This is a genomic window from Bacteroides oleiciplenus YIT 12058 (genome assembly GCF_000315485.1).
Taxonomy (GTDB): Bacteria; Bacteroidota; Bacteroidia; order Bacteroidales; family Bacteroidaceae; genus Bacteroides; species Bacteroides oleiciplenus.
Genome location: NZ_JH992942.1, coordinates 728,780 through 747,081 on the forward strand (window position 1 = coordinate 728,780; position 18,302 = coordinate 747,081).

Genomic DNA, 18,302 nt, shown 5'->3' on the forward strand with positions numbered 1-18,302 from the left:
ATTATATTCTTGTTATTCTCGCCCCGATAGCATTCAGTCTTCTTTCAATATCCTGATACCCCCGGTCTATCTGTTCTATATTATGAATTCGGCTACTTCCCTCCGCGCTCATTGCAGCAATCAATAACGCAATACCGGCACGGATGTCAGGTGAAGTCATATTTCCACCTCGCAATCGCATGGCATGGTTATGACCAATGACAACTGCCCGGTGAGGGTCGCAAAGGATAATCTGTGCTCCCATATCTATCAGCTTGTCCACGAAGAACAAGCGGCTTTCGAACATTTTCTGATGAATCAGTACACTGCCTTTAGCCTGAGTGGCAACTACAAGTAACACACTCAGCAAGTCCGGCGTCAGTCCGGGCCAGGGAGCATCAGCAATGGTCATAATGGAACCATCGATAAAAGACTCTATCTGATACGTTTCCTGTGCGGGCACATAGATGTCATCTTCCCGTTGTTCGAGCTTTATGCCGAGGCGGCGGAAACTCTCGGGAATGATGCCCAGATTCTCATAAGAAACGTTCTTAATGGTGAGCTCACTTTTTGTCATAGCTGCCATACCGATGAAACTACCCACTTCAATCATGTCGGGAAGTATGGTATGCTCGGTGCCGTGCAGTTCGTCCACACCTTCAATTGTCAACAGGTTGGACGCGATGCCTTGTATGCGGGCACCCATGCGGTTCAACATCTTGCAGAGTTGTTGCAGATACGGTTCGCAAGCAGCATTGTAAATCGTAGTAGTTCCTTTAGCCAGTACCGCTGCCATGACGATGTTAGCAGTTCCGGTAACTGAAGCCTCGTCCAGTAACATATAGGTCCCCTTCAATTCACAGGCTGAAATTTCATAAGCCTCGCGCTCCGCATTGTAAGAGAAGTTAGCACCCAGATTCTGTATGCCAATAAAGTGAGTATCCAGACGTCGGCGTCCTATCTTGTCTCCACCCGGTTTAGAAATCATTGCCTTGTGAAAGCGTGCCACCATCGGACCGATAAGCATCACTGAGCCGCGCAGACTGGAGCATTTCTTCAGGAATTCATCACTTTCCAGATAACTCAAATCCAGCTTCTCCGCCTTGAAACTATACGTATCGATATCTTTCTTGGATACCGTGACACCCATGTCGCGCATCAGTTGAATGAGGTTGTTGACGTCTAGAATGTCCGGAATGTTATGTACCGTCACCTCTTCGGCAGTCAACAGTGTGGCGCAGATAATCTGTAATACCTCGTTTTTTGCGCCTTGTGGGTGAATCTCACCGGATAATCTGTGTCCTCCTTCAATTACGAATGATGCCATATTATAAATTATAAATTAAAAATTAAAAGATGGAGAACGGGAATGAAGGCCTCTGACTGGCTTATTTCTCAATTCTCAATTTTTAATTTAGTTAGTATTTCCTTTTATTGCTTCGGTTATCTCTCCGGTTATTCAGATTATTCACCTTCGGGCGATAATTCTGATTGATACGTTCGGCCATCAGTTTAATGATGTCGTCCGTCATTTGCAGTTTGCCGTTGGAGTATTCAGCCAGGTCTTCTGCTATTTTACGGTCGTCTATCGTATCTTTGTTCCAAGTCATATAATCCTTTTTCATGTGGTTGCAGATCAGTGCTATCAGGTTCTGTTTTTCGTCACCTTCGGGGAATTCAATCGCCTTCTTTATCAACACTTCCAACGTACGGCCATAGTGGCGGTAACGGATTTTTGTACTGGGATAAGGAATGGGTTCCGGTTTGGTGTTCAGATTATCTTTGCGGATAATCTCGTACGGATAATCAATATCCAGCTTGAAGTCGGACATGATAGCTAGATGATCCCATAACTTATGTTTGAAATCGGGTACATCACGAAGGTGGGGGAACATGTTGCCCATAATGTTGATAATGGTGTTAGCGCAACGTTGGCGTTCCGCACGGTCTTCAATAGTCAACGCATGGTTAACCATATTTTGGATGCTGCGTCCGTATTCCGGCAAAGGCATCCGCTTTTGTTGAGTGTTATATTGCATACTTATTAAATTGAAAATTGAGAATTAAAAATTGAGAAATATTAGAGAAGCTTCTTGGGTTGGGATGCTACGAACTCTTTCAGGTAGAACGGCTCGAAGTAGGCTACGTCCTTGAAGTCTTTTTCAGCCATTGCCTTTTCGGCAAGGGGGAACATCATCTTTGCCAGCGGATGGATGTCGTCTATGAAATGGGCATTGGGATGTGTAATTTTACCCTTGCATTTTTCTGCTCCATCTCCGAAGAAATAAACGGGATGCTGGTCTAGAAATTCCGTATAAGAGTTTTCGTCTATAATGTCGGCGGCTATATCGCGCACTGGTTTCAGGGCGCGGTCGTAGATGGCGGCATATACTTCCATGCGCCGTGCGTCAATCATGGGGCACAGTAATGCATCTTCGGGCAGCTCATCGTGATAGAGTAGTACCGGTACGCACTGCACCTTCAATGTCGGCAGCCCTATCAACGAAATATTGCGCCCGTAGCAAATGCCTTTTGCCATCGAGACACCTATGCGCAGACCGGTATAAGAACCCGGGCCACAGCTCACCGCTACAGCGTTAATCGGCATCGCGTGACTGTCGGCAAACGACAGAGCTTCGTCTACAAATACTCCCAGTAAAACTGCATGTGAAGGGCCGTTGAGGTCTTCTTTCGTAAAGACATTTTGTCCATCTTCACTCACGGCAACGGAGCATGCAGAGGTGGACGTTTCGATATGTAAAATGCACGACATAGCTTTCTTATTATTAATCGCTTCTTTATTCTTGTTTTAAATGTGGCAAATTTACAGGTTTATTTTCAGATACACAAGCGAATCTAAAAAGGGTTCAGCATCTTTCTTACAGCATTATTGGGAGTGTTTTTAGATTATTTCTATCTTTGCTTCCGATTTTAGGAATAAATACAGAATTCGTTAACAAAAAATAACCGGCACAAGGAGGCTGTTGTATCTGTAATTATGATTATAACTATTATTATTGTAGTTTTGGTTTTGGTAGTGATTTCTATGTACAACTCGTTGGTGAGGAAGAGAAATCAGATAGAAAATGCTTTTGCCACTATTGATGTGATGTTGAAACAGCGCTTTGACCTGATCCCTAATCTGGTGGCAACAGTACAGCAATATGCCAAGCATGAAGCTGACACTTTCTCGGCAATAACGGAAATGCGAAATAAAACTTACACAGCTCTTAATGACAGTGAGAAGGCAGACTTTGACAAAATGTTTTCTAAAATCCGCACACAATTTTTCGCCGTGGCGGAGAATTATCCCGAATTGAAAGCATCAGAAAACTTCCTTCAGTTACAACGTTCGCTGAATGAAACGGAAGAACAACTGGCTGCTGCGCGTCGCACCTATAATGCTTCTGTAACGGAATATAATAATGCAGTTCAGTCGTTCCCCACAAATCTGCTGGCGGGTATGTTTGGTTTTACAAGAAAAGAAGTACTGACGATTCCGGAAGTGGAACGCACAACTCCGAATGTAAAGAATTTATTTAATTCATAAAAAAATAGCCGGGCAATGGGTTATGTTGACTTTGACTCTCTGGCGCAGAAACTGACTCCCACATTACAGGTTCTGGAGGGTAAACGTAAGGAACTCTTAAAAAAAGGTTGTTCCGAAGGGGCGCGCTATGCTGCCCTTTTTCTGATAGTAGGAGTTATTATCTTGATAATATTAAAATTGGAAGGAATCCTTGCTCCGATAGCTATTGCCGTCATATCTGTGATTATTTTTATCACTTGTGTAAATAATAAGTCGAAAATAGTTTCTTCTTTTTATAAGGGAGAAGTGGTAAACGAAGTCATTCATGCCTTTTGTCCTGATGCTACATTTTCTCCGGATTCAGGAATCGATGAGAGTGTTTTTGAAAATTGCGGGCTGTTCATCTCCCCCGACCGTTATCATGCAGAAGACCTGATAGAGGGTTGTTTGGGTAAAACCAGTTTCGTTTGTTCGGAAGTACATGCGGAAGAACGCAGGACACGTTCCACTAAAAATGGAGTGCAGCATTATTGGGTAGATATTTTCAAGGGATTTCTTTTTATAGCTGATTTTCACAAAGATTTTCAGGGAGAGACTACCATTTTGCGGAACAGTCTGTTTAAACTTAAAATGGGAGCATCGAGGGTGAAGATGGAGAGTCCTGAGTTTGAAAAGGTTTTTGATGTCTTTTCCACTGACCAAATTGAGGCACGTTACCTGATTACTCCGTCTATGATGGAAAGGATGTTGAAGCTGGACAATAATTTCGAGAAAGGGATTACCATCAGTTTCCGTAATTCAACGATTCTGGTTGCTATACCGGATTCTAAGAACCGTTTTGAAGCCGATGTGTGGAGTTCTTTGAATGATATGAGTCTTCTTAAATCGGATTTTGCAGTGCTCCAGTCTTTGTTGGCTATTGTGGAGGAACTAAACCTGAACACACGTATTTGGAGTAAAGAGTAAACGGTAAACAATATCACTTATTTCATGAATAATTTTCACTAATGAAATTATTCATGTAATTTTGCGGAAAACTAAAAGAATCTTATGATACAATCCATGACCGGATACGGTAAAGCAACTGCTGAACTGCCCGATAAAAAAATCAATGTAGAAATCAAATCGCTTAATAGTAAAGCGATGGATCTGTCAACCCGCATCGCCCCTCTCTACCGGGAAAAAGAAATAGAAATCCGCAACGAGATTGCTAAAGCACTGGAACGTGGTAAAGTGGATTTCAGTCTGTGGATTGAAAAAAAGGATGCCTGCGAACTGGTGACTCCTATCAATCAGGATGTAGTTGTGGCTTATTACGAACGTATCCGGGCAATCTCCGAAGCTACCGGTATCCCCGTACCCGAGGATTGGTTCTCTACTTTGCTTCGCATGCCGGATGTGATGACCAAGAACGATATTCAGGAACTGACCGAAGAAGAATGGAAAGCTGTTCATGCAACCGTACTTCAAGCCATTCAGAGTTTGGTAGACTTCCGCAAGCAGGAAGGCGCAGCGCTGGAAAAAAAGTTCCGTGAGAAGATTGCCAATATTTCCAATCTGCTGACTACCGTAGAACCTTATGAAAAGGAGCGCATAGAGAAAATCAAAGAGCGCATTACGGATGCTTTGGAGAAGACTATCAGTGTGGACTATGACAAGAATCGTCTGGAGCAAGAACTCATCTACCACATTGAAAAACTGGACATCAATGAGGAGAAACAACGTCTCAGCAATCACCTGAAATACTTTATCAATACGCTGGAAGATGGAAACGGGCAAGGCAAGAAGTTAGGCTTCATCGCTCAGGAAATGGGACGCGAAATCAATACACTTGGCAGTAAATCCAATCATGCTGAAATGCAGAAGATTGTGGTGCAGATGAAGGATGAACTGGAACAAATCAAAGAACAGGTGTTGAACGTGATGTAAAGCGTGCACAAAGTCATCTTAAACTTTTAATAATAATTCTAAGTATGGGCAAACTCATTATATTTTCAGCTCCCTCAGGCTCAGGCAAATCAACTATTATTAACTATCTGTTGACGCAGAATCTCAATCTTGCATTCTCTTGTTCTGCCACCAGTCGTCCGCCGCGCGGAACAGAACAACACGGAGTGGAGTATTTCTTTCTCTCTCCCGATGAATTTCGTACTCGAATAGCCAATGATGAGTTTCTGGAATATGAGGAAGTATATAAAGACCGTTACTACGGAACGTTGAAATCGCAGGTAGAAACTCAGTTGGCTGCCGGACAAAACGTAGTTTTCGATGTGGACGTTGTGGGTGGTTGCAATATAAAGAAGTATTACGGCGATCGTGCTTTGTCAGTCTTCATTCAGCCCCCTTCGGTAGAGGAATTGCGTAAGCGTCTGGTTGGACGTGGAACGGATGCGCCCGAGGTGATAGAAAGCCGTGTTTCTAAAGCGGAATATGAACTGACGTTTGCTCCTAAGTTCGATAAGGTTATTGTGAATGATGATTTGGAAAAGGCTAAGGCGGAAGCTTTGCGTGTAATTACAGAGTTTTTATCCGAATAAACCAATCATATGTATAGACCGAAACCTGTTTCTCCGAGACAAAATAAAATATTACTGATTCTTAACGGTATCCTTATTCCTACGACTCTTGCACTCGGCGGTGTAAGTCTTTACTATAAGCAATGGGTGTCAGTGATAGCCATGATTTTGGTGCTATTATCAGCTATTCTGAATACCTATAATTGCTGGAAACGCTTAAAAGAAAAATCATGAAGACAGGTATCTTCAGCGGTTCTTTCAATCCGGTACACATCGGACATCTTGCTCTTGCCAACTACCTGTGTGAGTATGAAGGGCTGGATGAAGTGTGGTTTCTCGTAACCCCTCACAATCCGCTGAAAACAGAAGATGAACTGATGGACGACGAACTTCGCTTGAAGTTGGTTCAACTTGCCATAGCCGGTTATCCCCGTTTTAAGGCTTCTGATATTGAATTTCATTTACCCCGCCCATCCTATACCATCCATACGCTGGAGAAACTGAAAGAGATTTATCCCGACCGGGAGTTTCATTTGATTATCGGCTCGGATAATTGGAAACTTTTCCCTCGTTGGTATCAGTCGGAACGTATTCTTGCCGAAAATCCTGTTCTTGTTTATCCACGTCCCGGTTATCCGGTATCTTCGGATTCCCTTTCGGAAAATGTAAAAGTAGCCTCTTCACCTACCTTCGAAATCAGCTCTACTTTTATCCGTCGGGCGATGGAAGAAGGAAAAGATATTCGTTACTTCCTCCATCCGGCGGTTTATGAGGCACTGCTTTCTGAGTTTTCCCGTTGAAAAGGATATTAATGCTTGGGATGGAATAATCCCTTTGCATCAATATCTACATCCAGCATGTATGAGCTGGTTGCCTGTTCTTTTGGCATAATCCGGTCTATTCTGTTTAAGTCTTCCTTTGTCAGTTTCACTTTCAGTGCTTGAATTGTATCTTTTATTTGGGAAGCGGTTCTTGAGCCTACCAGTGCGATGATGTCTTCACCTTGTGCCAGTACCCAGGCAATGGCAAGTTGTGCCAGGGTAGCTTGCTTTTCGTCAGCTATCTCTTTCAGTGCATCGGCACGGGCAAGATTCGTTTTCATTGCGTCCAGTGCTTCCGGAGAAATCCTTTGGCCAATGGATTTCAGTTTTTCTTCTTGTGAGCTTCCGCCAATCAGCCCCGAAAGAAGTACGCCAAAAGCAACAACCCCAACGCCTAATTCTCTTGCTGTCGGTAAAAGCTCATCTTCTATATGGCGGTCTGCCAGTGAGTATCTTACTTCAACCAGACTTATAGGATGTACTGCATTCGCCCTGCGGAGTATATCGCCGTTTACTTCTGAAATCCCTATATTCTTCACATATCCTCTTTTTACTAAGTCGGATATGGCACCGATTGTGTCTTCTACAGGTATGTGCGGGTTGATTCGGGCCGGTTGATATAAGTCTACATAGTCAGTGCCTAAGCGGCTCAGTGTATAACGCAGATAATTTTCCACGGCCTCCGGACGGGCATCCATTCCATACATTCTTCCATCTACCCCCTGCATGGCTCCGAATTTCACAGATATGAATACATCCTCCCGCCTGCGGGTTTTCAGTGCTTCCTTTATCAGCATTTCACTTTGGCCATTACCGTAGAAATCTGCGGTATTCAGAAAGTTTACTCCTCCGTCCAGTGCTCTGTGGATGGTGCTGATGCCTTCGTTGACATCTCCCATTCTCATGCTTCCTAATCCTATGCGTGAAAGCATGAAGTTGCTTGTTTTTTCTTTTGATAAGTTTAAATATTCCATATTGCTTAATTATTAAGTTTCTATTGACAGTGCAAAGGTCGGATAGAATAGCTAAACAAACAAGGTCATTTTACTGCTATGTTTAGTCATAATCCGGATTGTGTGTGTTGTAGATAGAAATAATAATTATATTTGTATTCTGTTATTAGTCATTTATCGGAATTATGGTGAAAGATACAGTATTTAATTTAAGTTTTCAGGATTATTTTGAAAGGATGATGCCTCAGGTGTCCTTTCAGGAGCAACTGGTAGTTGTCGATTTGGATGATTCGGTAACAAAGGAGGATAAAGTGGGGAGATATCCAATGAGACTTGAAGCCTCTTCATTGGTAGTAGTCTTATCCGGCGAAATGAGCATTGAAGTGGATTATCTGCCTTATACCCTTAAACCGCATACAGTGATGCAGTTATTGGCCGACAATATAATTGGTAATGTAGTGCATACTTCTGATTTCAGTGCATATTTAATTCTCTTCTCGCCGGAATTGAAACAGGAAATCATGTCTCTTACTTCCGGCATACGTTTTCCGAAAGCGGGCAATCTGAAACGCTTGTACCCCGAACAGATGCTAACCGATGATGAATGCGGAATTGCTGTGAATCGGATTGAGCGCATCAAACAGTATATAGCCGATACCACCCATCTTTACCGATCCACGATTATTAAAAATAAAGTGATAAATTTGTTGCTTGATATTACCAATAGTCGTTGGAAAACGTATGGGGAAAGAGAAGTTTCGTTTTCGCGCAATGAAATAATCCGTCAGCGTTTTCACGAGTTACTACTGGAGAATTGCCGGAAGCGCCGTGATGTAGGATTTTATGCGCAAGAGTTGTGTGTCACTCCTGATTATTTATCAAAGATAATACGGGAGTGCGACGGTCAGTCAGCACTGAAATGGATAAGCAATGCCGTTGTAACAGAAGCCAAACTCCTGTTGCGACGACCGGATATGAATATCAACCAAATAGCGATTGAATTAAATTTTCCGGACCAATCTACATTTGGAAAATTTTTCAAAAGGAATACAGGCGTAGCACCTGCCCGATACAGGGCAGATACTTTACGAAAAGAGGCCGGTTATCGCTGATTCCTTATATAAACCACTGAACGTCCTCCGCCTCGTTTGCGGATAATGCCTTCTGCCAGATATTCCTGCAAATCACAAGTAGCCCGGCGGTCGGTCACATTCGTCAGGCGGGAGTACTCGGCACGCGTAATGCAGATATTTACTTCCAAGAATTTCAGCATCATTTCTTTTCTTTTTTCAGGGGTTACTGCCGGTTTTTTTGTTGCCATCTTCTTGTCCAGCCTTTCCAAATCCATTTGATACCTTACGTACTTTTTGAAGTCTTTGCTTGGACGGAACTTCACCGTTTCGAACCTTACGGACTCGGCACGGATATCTTTCTTGTTCATGGCGGGTCGCATGCATTTCAGCGTAGTGCTGAAGTATCCTAACTCGTCAAATTCCACACTGTATCCATCGGCAAGCCAGTCGCCCAGTGCATTGCTGATGGCTTGCATAATGCCCACTATCATGGCGTGCGGCATGTGCTGTTCTTTCATCACCCGTTCCTGGAACTCTTTTGCCGTAATGGTGCCTTTGGAGTGTACGCGTGCGTGCAGTGGTTTCTTCTTACCTTCTCCACTGGGGTCCGGTGTTTCGTAGAGGTCATAATAAGTACTCATATATACATTGTTTTAAGAGGTTTATACTTCCGTAGAAACAAACTGGCACCGGAACCGCAAGAAACTAATGTCGGATGTGCTACGAACTAATATTTTTCATACTAAAAAATATTCATACCACAAATATAGTAGTTTCTTACAATAGTTATACTATTCACTTACAATAATTATAGAATTATCTTACAACAGTTGATGTATGAATAGTTTTTAGTATGAAAAATATTAGTTCCTTGCGGTGCGGGGATTAGTTTTTAGGGAGTTGGATGTTAGTTTTATTTAAGATAGCAAGATTTGGTTTTGCTAACCACATTTATAAGTAGATTCAAATATCGGAAAAATGATATGGAAGCTTCCATATATATAGAAGAATCTCTTATATTCACTTAACATAGATATGTCAAGATGGGGCATGACTATAAGGATGGCATGCTGGATATTTATGTAGAAGATACAAGGTTGAGGATTGAGAAAATGAACTTACCGAAAATATTCGAACGCTTCAAGAAGTTGAATGCCTTTATATAAGGCACAGAACTAGGACTACCTATCTGTAAGTCTATTGCTGAACAGATAGGAGGGGATGTTGGTGTGGAGTCCAAATGTGGAAAAGACTCTGCTTTTCATGTATGACTCCTTTGCTTGGTTGAGTAAGTTATGATTATTCGGATCTCTATCTCTCAGCTTCTATAGTGTAGGTGAAACTATCTGCCCGATAGTATCCTATGTTGTACTCTATAGGTGTTCCATTGACATCATAAACAAATCTTTTCCTTATTAATATAGGATCGCTGGATTTAATATCCAATTTTTCTGCGATAAATTCTCCCGCCAGACGTGCGGTAACTTCCTCTTTGCTGGTTTTTACTATGATATTATATTTGTTTTCGAGTATTCCATAAAGAGGTTGGGCAAAATCTTCGTCACCTGTCAATGGAATATTGGGATTGAAATAAGAGATAAAGGAAACAAATGGGTATTCTTTATTACCCCGCACTCTTTCCAGTACCATACATTTAGTTCCCTTTTCAGGGTCTATTTTGAAGAAGGTGCATATTTCTTCGGAAGGTTTTTTGAAACTAACATGCAATTCGAAGTTTTTGATCTCAATTCCCAGCATTTTCATTTCTTGTGAGAAGCTGAGCCAGTTTTTGACACCTCCTACAATACCTTTCTTTACGGCTCTTGTACCATGGCCTTTTTTTCTAACAAGTAGTCCTTCGAAAACAAGTTTATTGATAGCTTGACGAAGAGTGTTTCTTGATATGTTTAATTGTTCAGACAATAGGACTTCGTTTGGAAGTAACTTCCCATTCTTGTATTCTTCTGATTCAATAAGTTTTCTTAGTACTTCTTCTGCTTGAATATGAAGTGGTTTCTCTGAATTAGGATCTAATTTCATGCTCATTCGTTGTTCTTTCGTTCTTTGATAACGCAAAGATAATTCTTTTTTTTAGAAAAAAATCCAAATATCCTTTTATTTTAAATAGAAACCTGTATATTTGCACAAACTATTATATGTTCATACATATTAAAATGAAAAATAAATATCTATAATTATGAGAAAAGTTAATTACGACAGATTTCCTTCTACCAAAATTTCGGGAACAATTTTTCAGGGATGGGATGATATTCATGTCTTGTTAGCGGAGTGTTTTGAGACCAAGATGGTTTTAGTTGTTGATTTCTATACAGGAGTGAATGAAGAAGAGGTGATGAATGAATTAGAGTTATTGTCTCCCACCTTATTAATTAATACGCGTGACTTAATGAAGCCGGAAGAAGAGATTAAGGTGATGACGGAACGCTTTATGACGGATGACATTCTTTTTGGTTATGTTACGAACTTAACTTTGAGTGACTATTTCGATGTAGAGAAGTTGGAGACAGCCCGTAAGCAAATGGCAACCGCAGCAGGAAAAGTGATTGTTGCGGGAGCAGGTGCTGCTATGTTAGCTTCTGCTGATGCCACATTGGTTTATGTGGATATGGCTCGTTGGGAAATACAACAACGCTTTCGTGCGCACAAAGTTAAAGCTTTAGGTGTGGACAATCGTGCGGATGCTGTATCATTGCAATATAAAAGAGGATACTTCAATGATTGGAGGATTCTTGATAAGTATAAAGAAGGTTTGTTTCATCAAGTGGATTTTTGGTTGGATACTCATATTGCTGATAAACCGAAGTTGATTGATAAAGAGACATTTTTTAAAGGAATAGAAGAAACGGTTAAGACTCCTTTCCGTGTAGTTCCTTTCTTTGATCCGGCTCCTTGGGGGGGACAATGGATGAAGGAGGTGTGTGGCTTAAATCCTGAGAAAGAAAATTATGGCTGGTGCTTCGACTGTGTGCCCGAAGAAAATAGTCTGTATTTAGAGGTTAATGGTATTCGTTTTGAATTGCCTTCTGTAGATTTGGTACTTTTGAAATCCAAAGAATTGCTGGGAGAACCGGTGGAAGCTCGCTTCGGTAAGGATTTTCCTATTCGTTTCGACTTTTTGGATACGGTAGGCGGTGGAAACCTGAGCTTGCAAGTGCATCCTACCACACAGTTTATCCGTGAAAACTTTGGTATGTATTATACTCAAGATGAAAGCTATTATTTGTTGGATGCTAAAGAAGGGGCATCTGTTTATCTTGGCTTGAAGACTGGCATCAATAAGTGCGAAATGATTCATGATTTGCGTGAAGCACAAAAAGGAAAGTTGATTTTCGATGCAGAGAAGTATGTGAATAAGTTACCGGCTCAGAAACATGATCATTATTTGATTCCCGGAGGTACAATACATTGTTCCGGTTCAGAAGCACTTGTATTGGAAATTAGTTCTACTCCCAATTTGTTTACTTTTAAACTTTGGGATTGGCAACGTTTGGGTTTGGATGGACAGCCGCGTCCAATTAATGTGGAAAGAGGAAAGTGTGTGATAGACTGGCAGCGTGATACGGAATATGTGAATGAACATCTGGTGAATCATTTTACTCAAGTGGCGGATGGTGACGGCTGGAGAGAAGAATGTACGGGACTACATCCGAATGAATTTATTGAGACACGCCGTCATTGGTTCTCTAAGTCAGTTACACATCATACAGGTGGTAGTGTGAATGTCTTGAATTTGGTGGAAGGTGAAGAAGCTATTATTGAAAGTCCGACAAATGCTTTCAAACCTTTTGTAGTGCATTATGCTGAAACATTTATAATTCCGGCAGGTGTGGGCGAATATACAATTGCTCCTTATGGCAAGTCTTTAGGAATGGAATGCGGAACCATCAAGGCTTATGTAAGATTTTGAAAAAAGAATAGTTTAATTTAAATCTGATATTATATGTATAAACATGATGAAAGGGTAGTGATGACCTTGGATGCCGGGGGAACAAACTTCGTTTTTTCGGCAATAAAAGGTTGTGCATCTATTGTAGAACCCGTATGCTTGTCAGCGGTACCAGATGACTTGGATAAATGTTTGTCTGTATTGATTGCAGGTTTTAGTAAAGTGAAAGAAGTGCTGAGAGAAGAACCTGTAGCTATAAGCTTTGCTTTCCCTGGACCAGCGGATTATGAAAATGGTGTTTTAGGAAATTTGCATAATTTTCCTGCATTCAATGGTGGTGTTGCTTTGGGGCCATATTTAGAAGAGAAATTGGGAGTTCCTACTTTTATAAATAATGATGGAAATCTTTTTGCTTATGGTGAAGCGTTAGCCGGAGCATTACCTGAAATTAATGGAATGTTAGAAAAGACAGGTAACATTAAACGCTATAGGAATCTCATTGGCGTAACTTTAGGTACTGGTTTTGGATGTGGTATTGTTATAAACGGGGAACTCCTTGTAGGTGATAATAGTTGTGGTGGTGATTTGTTCGGTTTTCGCAATTGCTTTTTCGATGATATGATTATTGAAGAAAGTGTAAGCATACGTGCCGTACAAAGAGTTTATAAAGAATTGTCCAAAGACAATCGGGACTTGACTCCTAAAGCTATATTTGATATTGCTGAACGTAAAATAGAAGGTGATATCGAGGCTGCTGCTAAAAGTTTTGCTTCTCTTGGAATAGCGGTTGCAAATGCTCTTACTTATGTTTTGTTTTTGATAGATGGTGTGGTTGTTATTGGTGGAGGTCTTTCTGGAGCAGCGAAGTATATAATGCCATCCTTGATGGCTACATTTAAAAAGCAATTGCATTCATTCTCGGGTTTGTCTTTCCCAATGGTACAAATGGAAACATATTATCTGGACGAAGAGGCTGATCTTGAGTCGTTTTTAAAGAAGGAGTATGAAACGGTTATAGTTCCTGATAGTAAGAAGAAAGTCACTTATTTTTCCAAGAAGAAAACGGGAATTATTTTATCTCATATTGGAGCTAGTCAAGCAATTTCTTTGGGCGCTTATGCATTTGCCCTTCATAAACTGGACGAAGCTTCTTGCTCTTGAATTAAATCATGTTTAGATTACACCATATTATATTCAATACATGAAAAAACAAAAATCATTATTATTGTCATTACCGGTGCTTTTAGGGTTCTTTGTAATGGGCTTTTGTGATATAGTTGGCATATCATCGGATTATGTGCAACGTATGTTTGACTGGTCTCCGGCATTGACAGGATTTGTTCCGTCAATGGTCTTTATTTGGTTTCTATTTCTTGGTATTCCAATAGGAAATAAAATGAATCAGTGGGGACGGAAAAACACAGTCCTTTTAAGTATGGCAATAACCATAGTTGGTATGTTTTTGCCGCTTTTCTCTTATAATAGCATGACTTGCGTTGCTGCCTATGCTCTACTTGGCATCGGCAATGCCATATTGCAAGTCTCGTTGAATCCGCTATTGAATAATGTTATAAGAAGTGGCAAAATGTTGACTAGCAGCCTCACAGCAGGACAAGTTGTAAAAGCCATTTCATCTCTTCTAGGTCCTGAAATAGTATTGTTTACAGTGTCACATTTTAGTGAGGATAAGTGGTATTATTGCTTTCCGGTATTGGGTGTTATTACTTTATTGTCTGCTGCATGGTTGATGTTTACACCAATACCAAGGGAAGATAGAATAGAAGACCATATTTCAGTAAAGGATACTTTTTCGCTATTAAGTAATAAGATGATTTTACTACTGTTCTTAGGTGTTTTCTTTATTGTAGGTGTAGATGTTGCCACTAATTATATAAGCTCTAAGCTTATGGCTATCCGGTTTGGTTGGACGGAAACACAAGTAAAATTTGCTCCTCAAGTGTATTTCTTGTGCAGGACGATAGGTGCTTTGTTGGGAGCCTTCATGTTGGCAAAGGTTGATGAAATAAAATATTTTAAGGTTAATATTGTAGCGTGTAGTGTGTCTTTACTTTTGTTGATATTTGTAGTTTCAGATGTGATAGACTTGGCTCTTATTGGAGCTGTCGGTTTTTTTGCTTCCTCAGTATTCCCAATTCTTTATTCTGTTGCATTGAAAAAAAGACCGGATAAAGCAAACCAAATTTCAGGTTTACTAATAACAGCAATTTCAGGCGGAGGAATTGTGACACCAGCTATCGGTTTCTCCATTGCCAATATTGGAATCACGGCAGGAGTTTTCATCGTGTTTCTTTGTGTTGCGTATCTTACATATTGTGCATTCACTATTAAATAATATTTTAAAAACTAATACGTAATGAAAAATTTTAAGTTTAATCTCTCTATGCGAAACCATTTTTTCGTAGATAGAGTTTTGTTTTTGTCTTTTGCTTTAACAACAGGTTTTATGGCTGTTCCGTTTGTTAATGCTAAGGCTGTTGTTTCGGAAGATGCCGTTTATTCTCTCCAGCAAGATAGAAATACGGTTTGTAAGGGAAGAGTAGTCGATTTGAAGGGTGAACCATTGATTGGTGTTACAGTGCAGGTAAAGAATGCTAATGAAACGGTTGCGGGAACAGTGACGGATATTGATGGAAATTTTACGATTAATGTATCAGCTTCTTCATCATTGTTATTTTCGTATATTGGTTATAAACCACAAGTAATTAAAGCTAAAAACCAGATGATGGTGACTTTGGAAGAAGACTCTCAGAACTTAGAGGAAGTTATTGTTGTTGGATATGGACAACAAAAGAAAAGTGATTTGAGTAGTTCGATTTCGGTTATAGATGTAAATCAAGTGAAAGCCAGTTCTGTTCTACCGAATGTTGCCAATGCGTTGGAGGGAACGACTCCGGGTGTCAGTGTCACTACTTCATCAGGTGCTCCGGGTGCTGGTGTTAATATTAGAATCCGTGGTATCAGTTCATTTTCTGATAGTGAACCGTTAGTAATTGTGGATGGAGCTCCGGGAAATTTGAATGATGTTAACTCGGGTGATATTGAATCATTGCAGGTTTTGAAAGATGCCGCCTCAGCAGCAATTTATGGTTCAAGAGCTGCCAATGGAGTAATTATCGTAACAACCAAAAAGGGAAAAGCCGGAAAAGTCAATGTAGAATTCAATACTTCGCTTACTATGCAGATGCCCGGAAAGAAAATGGACATTGCAAATGCTGAAGAATATGCCATTCTTAATAATACTGCACGACAAGCTGCTGGTAAGCCGATTTATGATTGTTTGTCCAACCCTGCTTCATTGGGTAAGGGTACTGATTTTCAAGATGAATTTTACGATGCTGCTCCTCTGATCAATACCTATTTAAGTATTTCAGGTGGTAATGACAACTCAACCTACCGATTGTCAGGCTCATTTATTGACCAACAAGGTATTGCTGTAACTTCAAAATATCAAAAGTTTGTTTTGAGTTATGCAGGACAGCAGAAGAAGGGAGCGTTTACTTTTGGTGAGAATATCGGTTTCACTAAATTCAAGAAAAATTCAGTTCCCGATTGGTTAATACAAGGGCTATTAGTGGCGCAACCTATTATTCCTTTATATGATTCAGAGAATGAATGCGGTTTCGGTGGTGTACCGTCAGAAATAGCCAATCAAGGAACCAATGTGTATGGTATGGCTAAATTGGTGGATAATCATAATATCAATGCTAATCTGAATTTTGATGTTTATGCGCAGGTGAATTTCCTCAAAGATTTCAATTATAAAATCAATGTTGGTTATAAGAATTGGTGGGGACATAGCTATAGTTATACTCCTTCATATTATATGTCGACTAATGTGCAAAAAGAACGTGCTACATTGAGTGAAACTCGTTCTGAAACCGCTCATTTAATTGTAGAGAATACTTTGATGTATAAGAAAGTAGTTGCAGGTCATTCATTTGACGCTCTTTTGGGTTATACATTCGAAAGAGAGAAGGCAAGAGATCTTGGCGGTTCGGCCGAAGGATTTCCTAATAATTGGATTAGAGTAATTGATGCTTCTACAAAATATGGTATTAATGCTACCGGTGGTGCTGGAGAATGGGATATGATTTCTGTACTTGCAAGATTCTTATATAACTATAAGAGTAAATATTATCTGACTGCTAATGTGCGTCGAGACGGTTCTTCTCGTTTTGCGAAGAATAATAGATGGGGTACTTTTCCCTCATTTTCAGTGGCTTGGAGAGTAAGTTCGGAATCTTTCTTTGAACCTATCCGTTCCGTTGTAAATGATTTGAAAATCCGTGCAAGTTATGGTGTTTTGGGGAATCAACCCGGAGGTAACTATGCATATATCGCTACCGGTGGATATGCCACCAACTTAGGATATCTGTTTGGAAATGGTTCTGACTTTATTAGAGGTGCTTCAATCAATGGCTATACAGATACCAACATACAATGGGAAAGAACAAAGAGTACTAACGTAGGTTTTGATGCTAATCTTCTTGATTGTATATCATTGACAGCCAATTATTTTTATAATAAGACAGATAAGTTATTGATGGGTGTTCCTATTGCTCCTTCAATTGGCGGTGGTTCTCCTATAACTAACACGGGTAAGATGCGCAATAAAGGTTTTGAGTTTAACGCTTCTTACCATTCTTCCTCTTCACACGATTTTCAATACAATATATCGGCTAACTTGTCAACAGTCAGCAATGAAGTCTTGAAGATGGGTACGGCTGGAGAAACTTTATATGGTGCTAAACTTAATAGTTCCAATCAGTCTATTACAGGTGCTCGTGAAGGTTATCCTATTGGTTCGTTCTTTTTGAAACATTCATTGGGAATTTTCCAATCGCAAGAGGAAATTGATAACTATAAGGATGAAGAAGGTAAACTAATTCAGCCTAATGCTGCACCTGGTGATATTAAGTATTTAGATGCTAATAAAGATGGAGTTATAAATGGTTCCGATGCAATTTTTAGCGGAAGTCCTTTCCCCGATTTTTCTTATGGCCTTAATTTCTCAGGCAGTTACAAAGATTTCGATTTCACTATATTCTTGCAAGGAACTTATGGTAATAAGATGTTCGATGCCAACACGCACCGTTTGCACAACAGTACAACCGATTTCAATTTGAGCAAAGATTTACTTAATGCTTGGACTCCGGAAAATACAAATACTAATATTCCTCGATTGATTTTGACTGATCCGAACCATAATACAGATCCTTCAACCCGCTTTTTGAGTGATGCCTCTTATTTGAGAGTGAAGACGCTTCAGGTGGGATATACTTTCCCGGCTGGGTTGATTAAAAAGATAGGATTGAATTCATTGAGAGTATATCTAAGTGCTAACAATCTTTTTACTATAACAGGATATGATGGTTACGATCCGAGTTATACATCCAGTGGGTTGTTGAACGCAGGTCTTGATCAGAGTATTTATCCGCTTGCGAAAAACGTAACTTGTGGTTTTACTGTCCGCTTTTAATAAGGAAACTGTTTTACCGGAGAA

Annotated in this window: 17 protein-coding genes; 11 read left to right on the forward strand and 6 right to left on the reverse strand. The window is 40.3% G+C overall.

Going from position 1 to position 18,302, the window contains the following annotated elements; translation table 11 throughout:
* Position 1: 1 nt before the first annotated feature.
* The 3 genes from murA to tsaB form a co-directional block, all read right to left on the reverse strand.
* Positions 2 to 1,306 (reverse strand): UDP-N-acetylglucosamine 1-carboxyvinyltransferase, encoded by a 1,305-nt coding sequence (gene murA / locus HMPREF9447_RS16170; protein ID WP_009130826.1) that lies wholly within the window; start codon positions 1,304 to 1,306, stop codon positions 2 to 4.
* A gap of 91 nt (positions 1,307 to 1,397) precedes the next feature.
* Positions 1,398 to 2,018 (reverse strand): DUF4290 domain-containing protein, encoded by a 621-nt coding sequence (locus HMPREF9447_RS16175; protein WP_009130827.1) that lies wholly within the window; start codon positions 2,016 to 2,018, stop codon positions 1,398 to 1,400.
* A gap of 41 nt (positions 2,019 to 2,059) precedes the next feature.
* Positions 2,060 to 2,752 (reverse strand): tRNA (adenosine(37)-N6)-threonylcarbamoyltransferase complex dimerization subunit type 1 TsaB, encoded by a 693-nt coding sequence (gene tsaB / locus HMPREF9447_RS16180; RefSeq protein ID WP_009130828.1) that lies wholly within the window; start codon positions 2,750 to 2,752, stop codon positions 2,060 to 2,062.
* A 225-nt stretch (positions 2,753 to 2,977) separates the two neighbouring features.
* Between tsaB and HMPREF9447_RS16185 the strand changes: the two genes are divergently transcribed.
* The 6 genes from HMPREF9447_RS16185 to nadD all read left to right on the forward strand — a co-directional run bounded on the left by HMPREF9447_RS16185 (position 2,978) and on the right by nadD (position 6,824).
* Positions 2,978 to 3,529 carry a LemA family protein gene (locus HMPREF9447_RS16185; RefSeq protein ID WP_009130829.1) on the forward strand — a complete coding sequence of 184 codons (552 nt, stop codon included), beginning with the start codon at positions 2,978 to 2,980 and terminating at the stop codon, positions 3,527 to 3,529.
* A 15-nt stretch (positions 3,530 to 3,544) separates the two neighbouring features.
* Positions 3,545 to 4,474 (forward strand): DUF3137 domain-containing protein, encoded by a 930-nt coding sequence (locus HMPREF9447_RS16190; RefSeq protein WP_009130830.1) that lies wholly within the window; start codon positions 3,545 to 3,547, stop codon positions 4,472 to 4,474.
* 84 nt (positions 4,475 to 4,558) lie between these two features.
* Positions 4,559 to 5,437 carry a YicC/YloC family endoribonuclease gene (locus HMPREF9447_RS16195; protein ID WP_009130831.1) on the forward strand — a complete coding sequence of 293 codons (879 nt, stop codon included), beginning with the start codon at positions 4,559 to 4,561 and terminating at the stop codon, positions 5,435 to 5,437.
* Positions 5,438 to 5,481: 44 nt separating this feature from the next.
* Positions 5,482 to 6,045 carry a guanylate kinase gene (gene gmk, locus HMPREF9447_RS16200; protein ID WP_009130832.1) on the forward strand — a complete coding sequence of 188 codons (564 nt, stop codon included), beginning with the start codon at positions 5,482 to 5,484 and terminating at the stop codon, positions 6,043 to 6,045.
* Positions 6,046 to 6,054: 9 nt separating this feature from the next.
* Positions 6,055 to 6,258: a hypothetical protein gene (locus HMPREF9447_RS16205; RefSeq protein WP_009130833.1), complete on the forward strand. Its 204-nt coding sequence runs from the start codon at positions 6,055 to 6,057 to the stop codon at positions 6,256 to 6,258.
* On the forward strand, positions 6,255 to 6,824 hold the full coding sequence (gene nadD / locus HMPREF9447_RS16210) for a nicotinate (nicotinamide) nucleotide adenylyltransferase (protein ID WP_009130834.1): 570 nt from the start codon (positions 6,255 to 6,257) through the stop codon (positions 6,822 to 6,824). Before HMPREF9447_RS16205 ends, nadD begins: the two co-directional genes overlap by 4 nt.
* A gap of 8 nt (positions 6,825 to 6,832) precedes the next feature.
* Here the strand turns inward: nadD and HMPREF9447_RS16215 are convergent, their stop codons facing one another.
* Positions 6,833 to 7,819, reverse strand: coding sequence for an aldo/keto reductase (locus tag HMPREF9447_RS16215; protein ID WP_009130835.1), 987 nt, complete (start codon positions 7,817 to 7,819; stop codon positions 6,833 to 6,835).
* Between the two features lie 164 nt (positions 7,820 to 7,983).
* Here HMPREF9447_RS16215 and HMPREF9447_RS16220 point away from each other — a divergent pair, with 164 nt between their 5' ends.
* Positions 7,984 to 8,910 (forward strand): helix-turn-helix domain-containing protein, encoded by a 927-nt coding sequence (locus HMPREF9447_RS16220; RefSeq protein WP_009130836.1) that lies wholly within the window; start codon positions 7,984 to 7,986, stop codon positions 8,908 to 8,910.
* On the opposite strand, the gene HMPREF9447_RS16225 is transcribed toward HMPREF9447_RS16220, so the two are convergent.
* Positions 8,901 to 9,512: an HU family DNA-binding protein gene (locus tag HMPREF9447_RS16225; protein WP_009130837.1), complete on the reverse strand. Its 612-nt coding sequence runs from the start codon at positions 9,510 to 9,512 to the stop codon at positions 8,901 to 8,903. The genes HMPREF9447_RS16220 and HMPREF9447_RS16225 overlap by 10 nt on opposite strands.
* A gap of 670 nt (positions 9,513 to 10,182) precedes the next feature.
* A complete protein-coding gene (locus HMPREF9447_RS16235; RefSeq protein ID WP_044138286.1) occupies positions 10,183 to 10,911 on the reverse strand; it encodes a GntR family transcriptional regulator in 729 nt (242 codons plus the stop codon).
* 157 nt (positions 10,912 to 11,068) lie between these two features.
* On the opposite strand from HMPREF9447_RS16235, the gene HMPREF9447_RS16240 reads away from it, so the two are divergent.
* The 4 genes from HMPREF9447_RS16240 to HMPREF9447_RS16255 are packed head-to-tail and all read left to right on the forward strand — an operon-like array spanning position 11,069 to position 18,278.
* Entirely contained in the window at positions 11,069 to 12,799 is a 1,731-nt protein-coding gene (locus tag HMPREF9447_RS16240; RefSeq protein WP_009130840.1) for a class I mannose-6-phosphate isomerase, read from the forward strand.
* Between the two features lie 33 nt (positions 12,800 to 12,832).
* Positions 12,833 to 13,939 (forward strand): ROK family protein, encoded by a 1,107-nt coding sequence (locus HMPREF9447_RS16245; protein ID WP_009130841.1) that lies wholly within the window; start codon positions 12,833 to 12,835, stop codon positions 13,937 to 13,939.
* A gap of 40 nt (positions 13,940 to 13,979) precedes the next feature.
* Positions 13,980 to 15,131 carry an MFS transporter gene (locus HMPREF9447_RS16250; protein ID WP_009130842.1) on the forward strand — a complete coding sequence of 384 codons (1,152 nt, stop codon included), beginning with the start codon at positions 13,980 to 13,982 and terminating at the stop codon, positions 15,129 to 15,131.
* A gap of 21 nt (positions 15,132 to 15,152) precedes the next feature.
* Entirely contained in the window at positions 15,153 to 18,278 is a 3,126-nt protein-coding gene (locus HMPREF9447_RS16255; RefSeq protein ID WP_009130843.1) for a SusC/RagA family TonB-linked outer membrane protein, read from the forward strand.
* The last annotated feature ends 24 nt before the right edge of the window (positions 18,279 to 18,302 follow it).

Excerpts from the sequence above, each read along its gene's own strand:
- murA (WP_009130826.1), bottom strand. The coding sequence starts at position 1,306 with ATGGCATCATTCGTAATTGAAGGAGGACACAGATTATCCGGTGAGATT.
- HMPREF9447_RS16175 (WP_009130827.1), bottom strand. The coding sequence starts at position 2,018 with ATGCAATATAACACTCAACAAAAGCGGATGCCTTTGCCGGAATACGGA.
- tsaB (WP_009130828.1), bottom strand. The coding sequence starts at position 2,752 with ATGTCGTGCATTTTACATATCGAAACGTCCACCTCTGCATGCTCCGTT.
- HMPREF9447_RS16185 (WP_009130829.1), top strand. The coding sequence starts at position 2,978 with ATGATTATAACTATTATTATTGTAGTTTTGGTTTTGGTAGTGATTTCT.
- HMPREF9447_RS16190 (WP_009130830.1), top strand. The coding sequence starts at position 3,545 with ATGGGTTATGTTGACTTTGACTCTCTGGCGCAGAAACTGACTCCCACA.
- HMPREF9447_RS16195 (WP_009130831.1), top strand. The coding sequence starts at position 4,559 with ATGATACAATCCATGACCGGATACGGTAAAGCAACTGCTGAACTGCCC.
- gmk (WP_009130832.1), top strand. The coding sequence starts at position 5,482 with ATGGGCAAACTCATTATATTTTCAGCTCCCTCAGGCTCAGGCAAATCA.
- HMPREF9447_RS16205 (WP_009130833.1), top strand. The coding sequence starts at position 6,055 with ATGTATAGACCGAAACCTGTTTCTCCGAGACAAAATAAAATATTACTG.
- nadD (WP_009130834.1), top strand. The coding sequence starts at position 6,255 with ATGAAGACAGGTATCTTCAGCGGTTCTTTCAATCCGGTACACATCGGA.
- HMPREF9447_RS16215 (WP_009130835.1), bottom strand. The coding sequence starts at position 7,819 with ATGGAATATTTAAACTTATCAAAAGAAAAAACAAGCAACTTCATGCTT.
- HMPREF9447_RS16220 (WP_009130836.1), top strand. The coding sequence starts at position 7,984 with ATGGTGAAAGATACAGTATTTAATTTAAGTTTTCAGGATTATTTTGAA.
- HMPREF9447_RS16225 (WP_009130837.1), bottom strand. The coding sequence starts at position 9,512 with ATGAGTACTTATTATGACCTCTACGAAACACCGGACCCCAGTGGAGAA.
- HMPREF9447_RS16235 (WP_044138286.1), bottom strand. The coding sequence starts at position 10,911 with ATGAAATTAGATCCTAATTCAGAGAAACCACTTCATATTCAAGCAGAA.
- HMPREF9447_RS16240 (WP_009130840.1), top strand. The coding sequence starts at position 11,069 with ATGAGAAAAGTTAATTACGACAGATTTCCTTCTACCAAAATTTCGGGA.
- HMPREF9447_RS16245 (WP_009130841.1), top strand. The coding sequence starts at position 12,833 with ATGTATAAACATGATGAAAGGGTAGTGATGACCTTGGATGCCGGGGGA.
- HMPREF9447_RS16250 (WP_009130842.1), top strand. The coding sequence starts at position 13,980 with ATGAAAAAACAAAAATCATTATTATTGTCATTACCGGTGCTTTTAGGG.
- HMPREF9447_RS16255 (WP_009130843.1), top strand. The coding sequence starts at position 15,153 with ATGAAAAATTTTAAGTTTAATCTCTCTATGCGAAACCATTTTTTCGTA.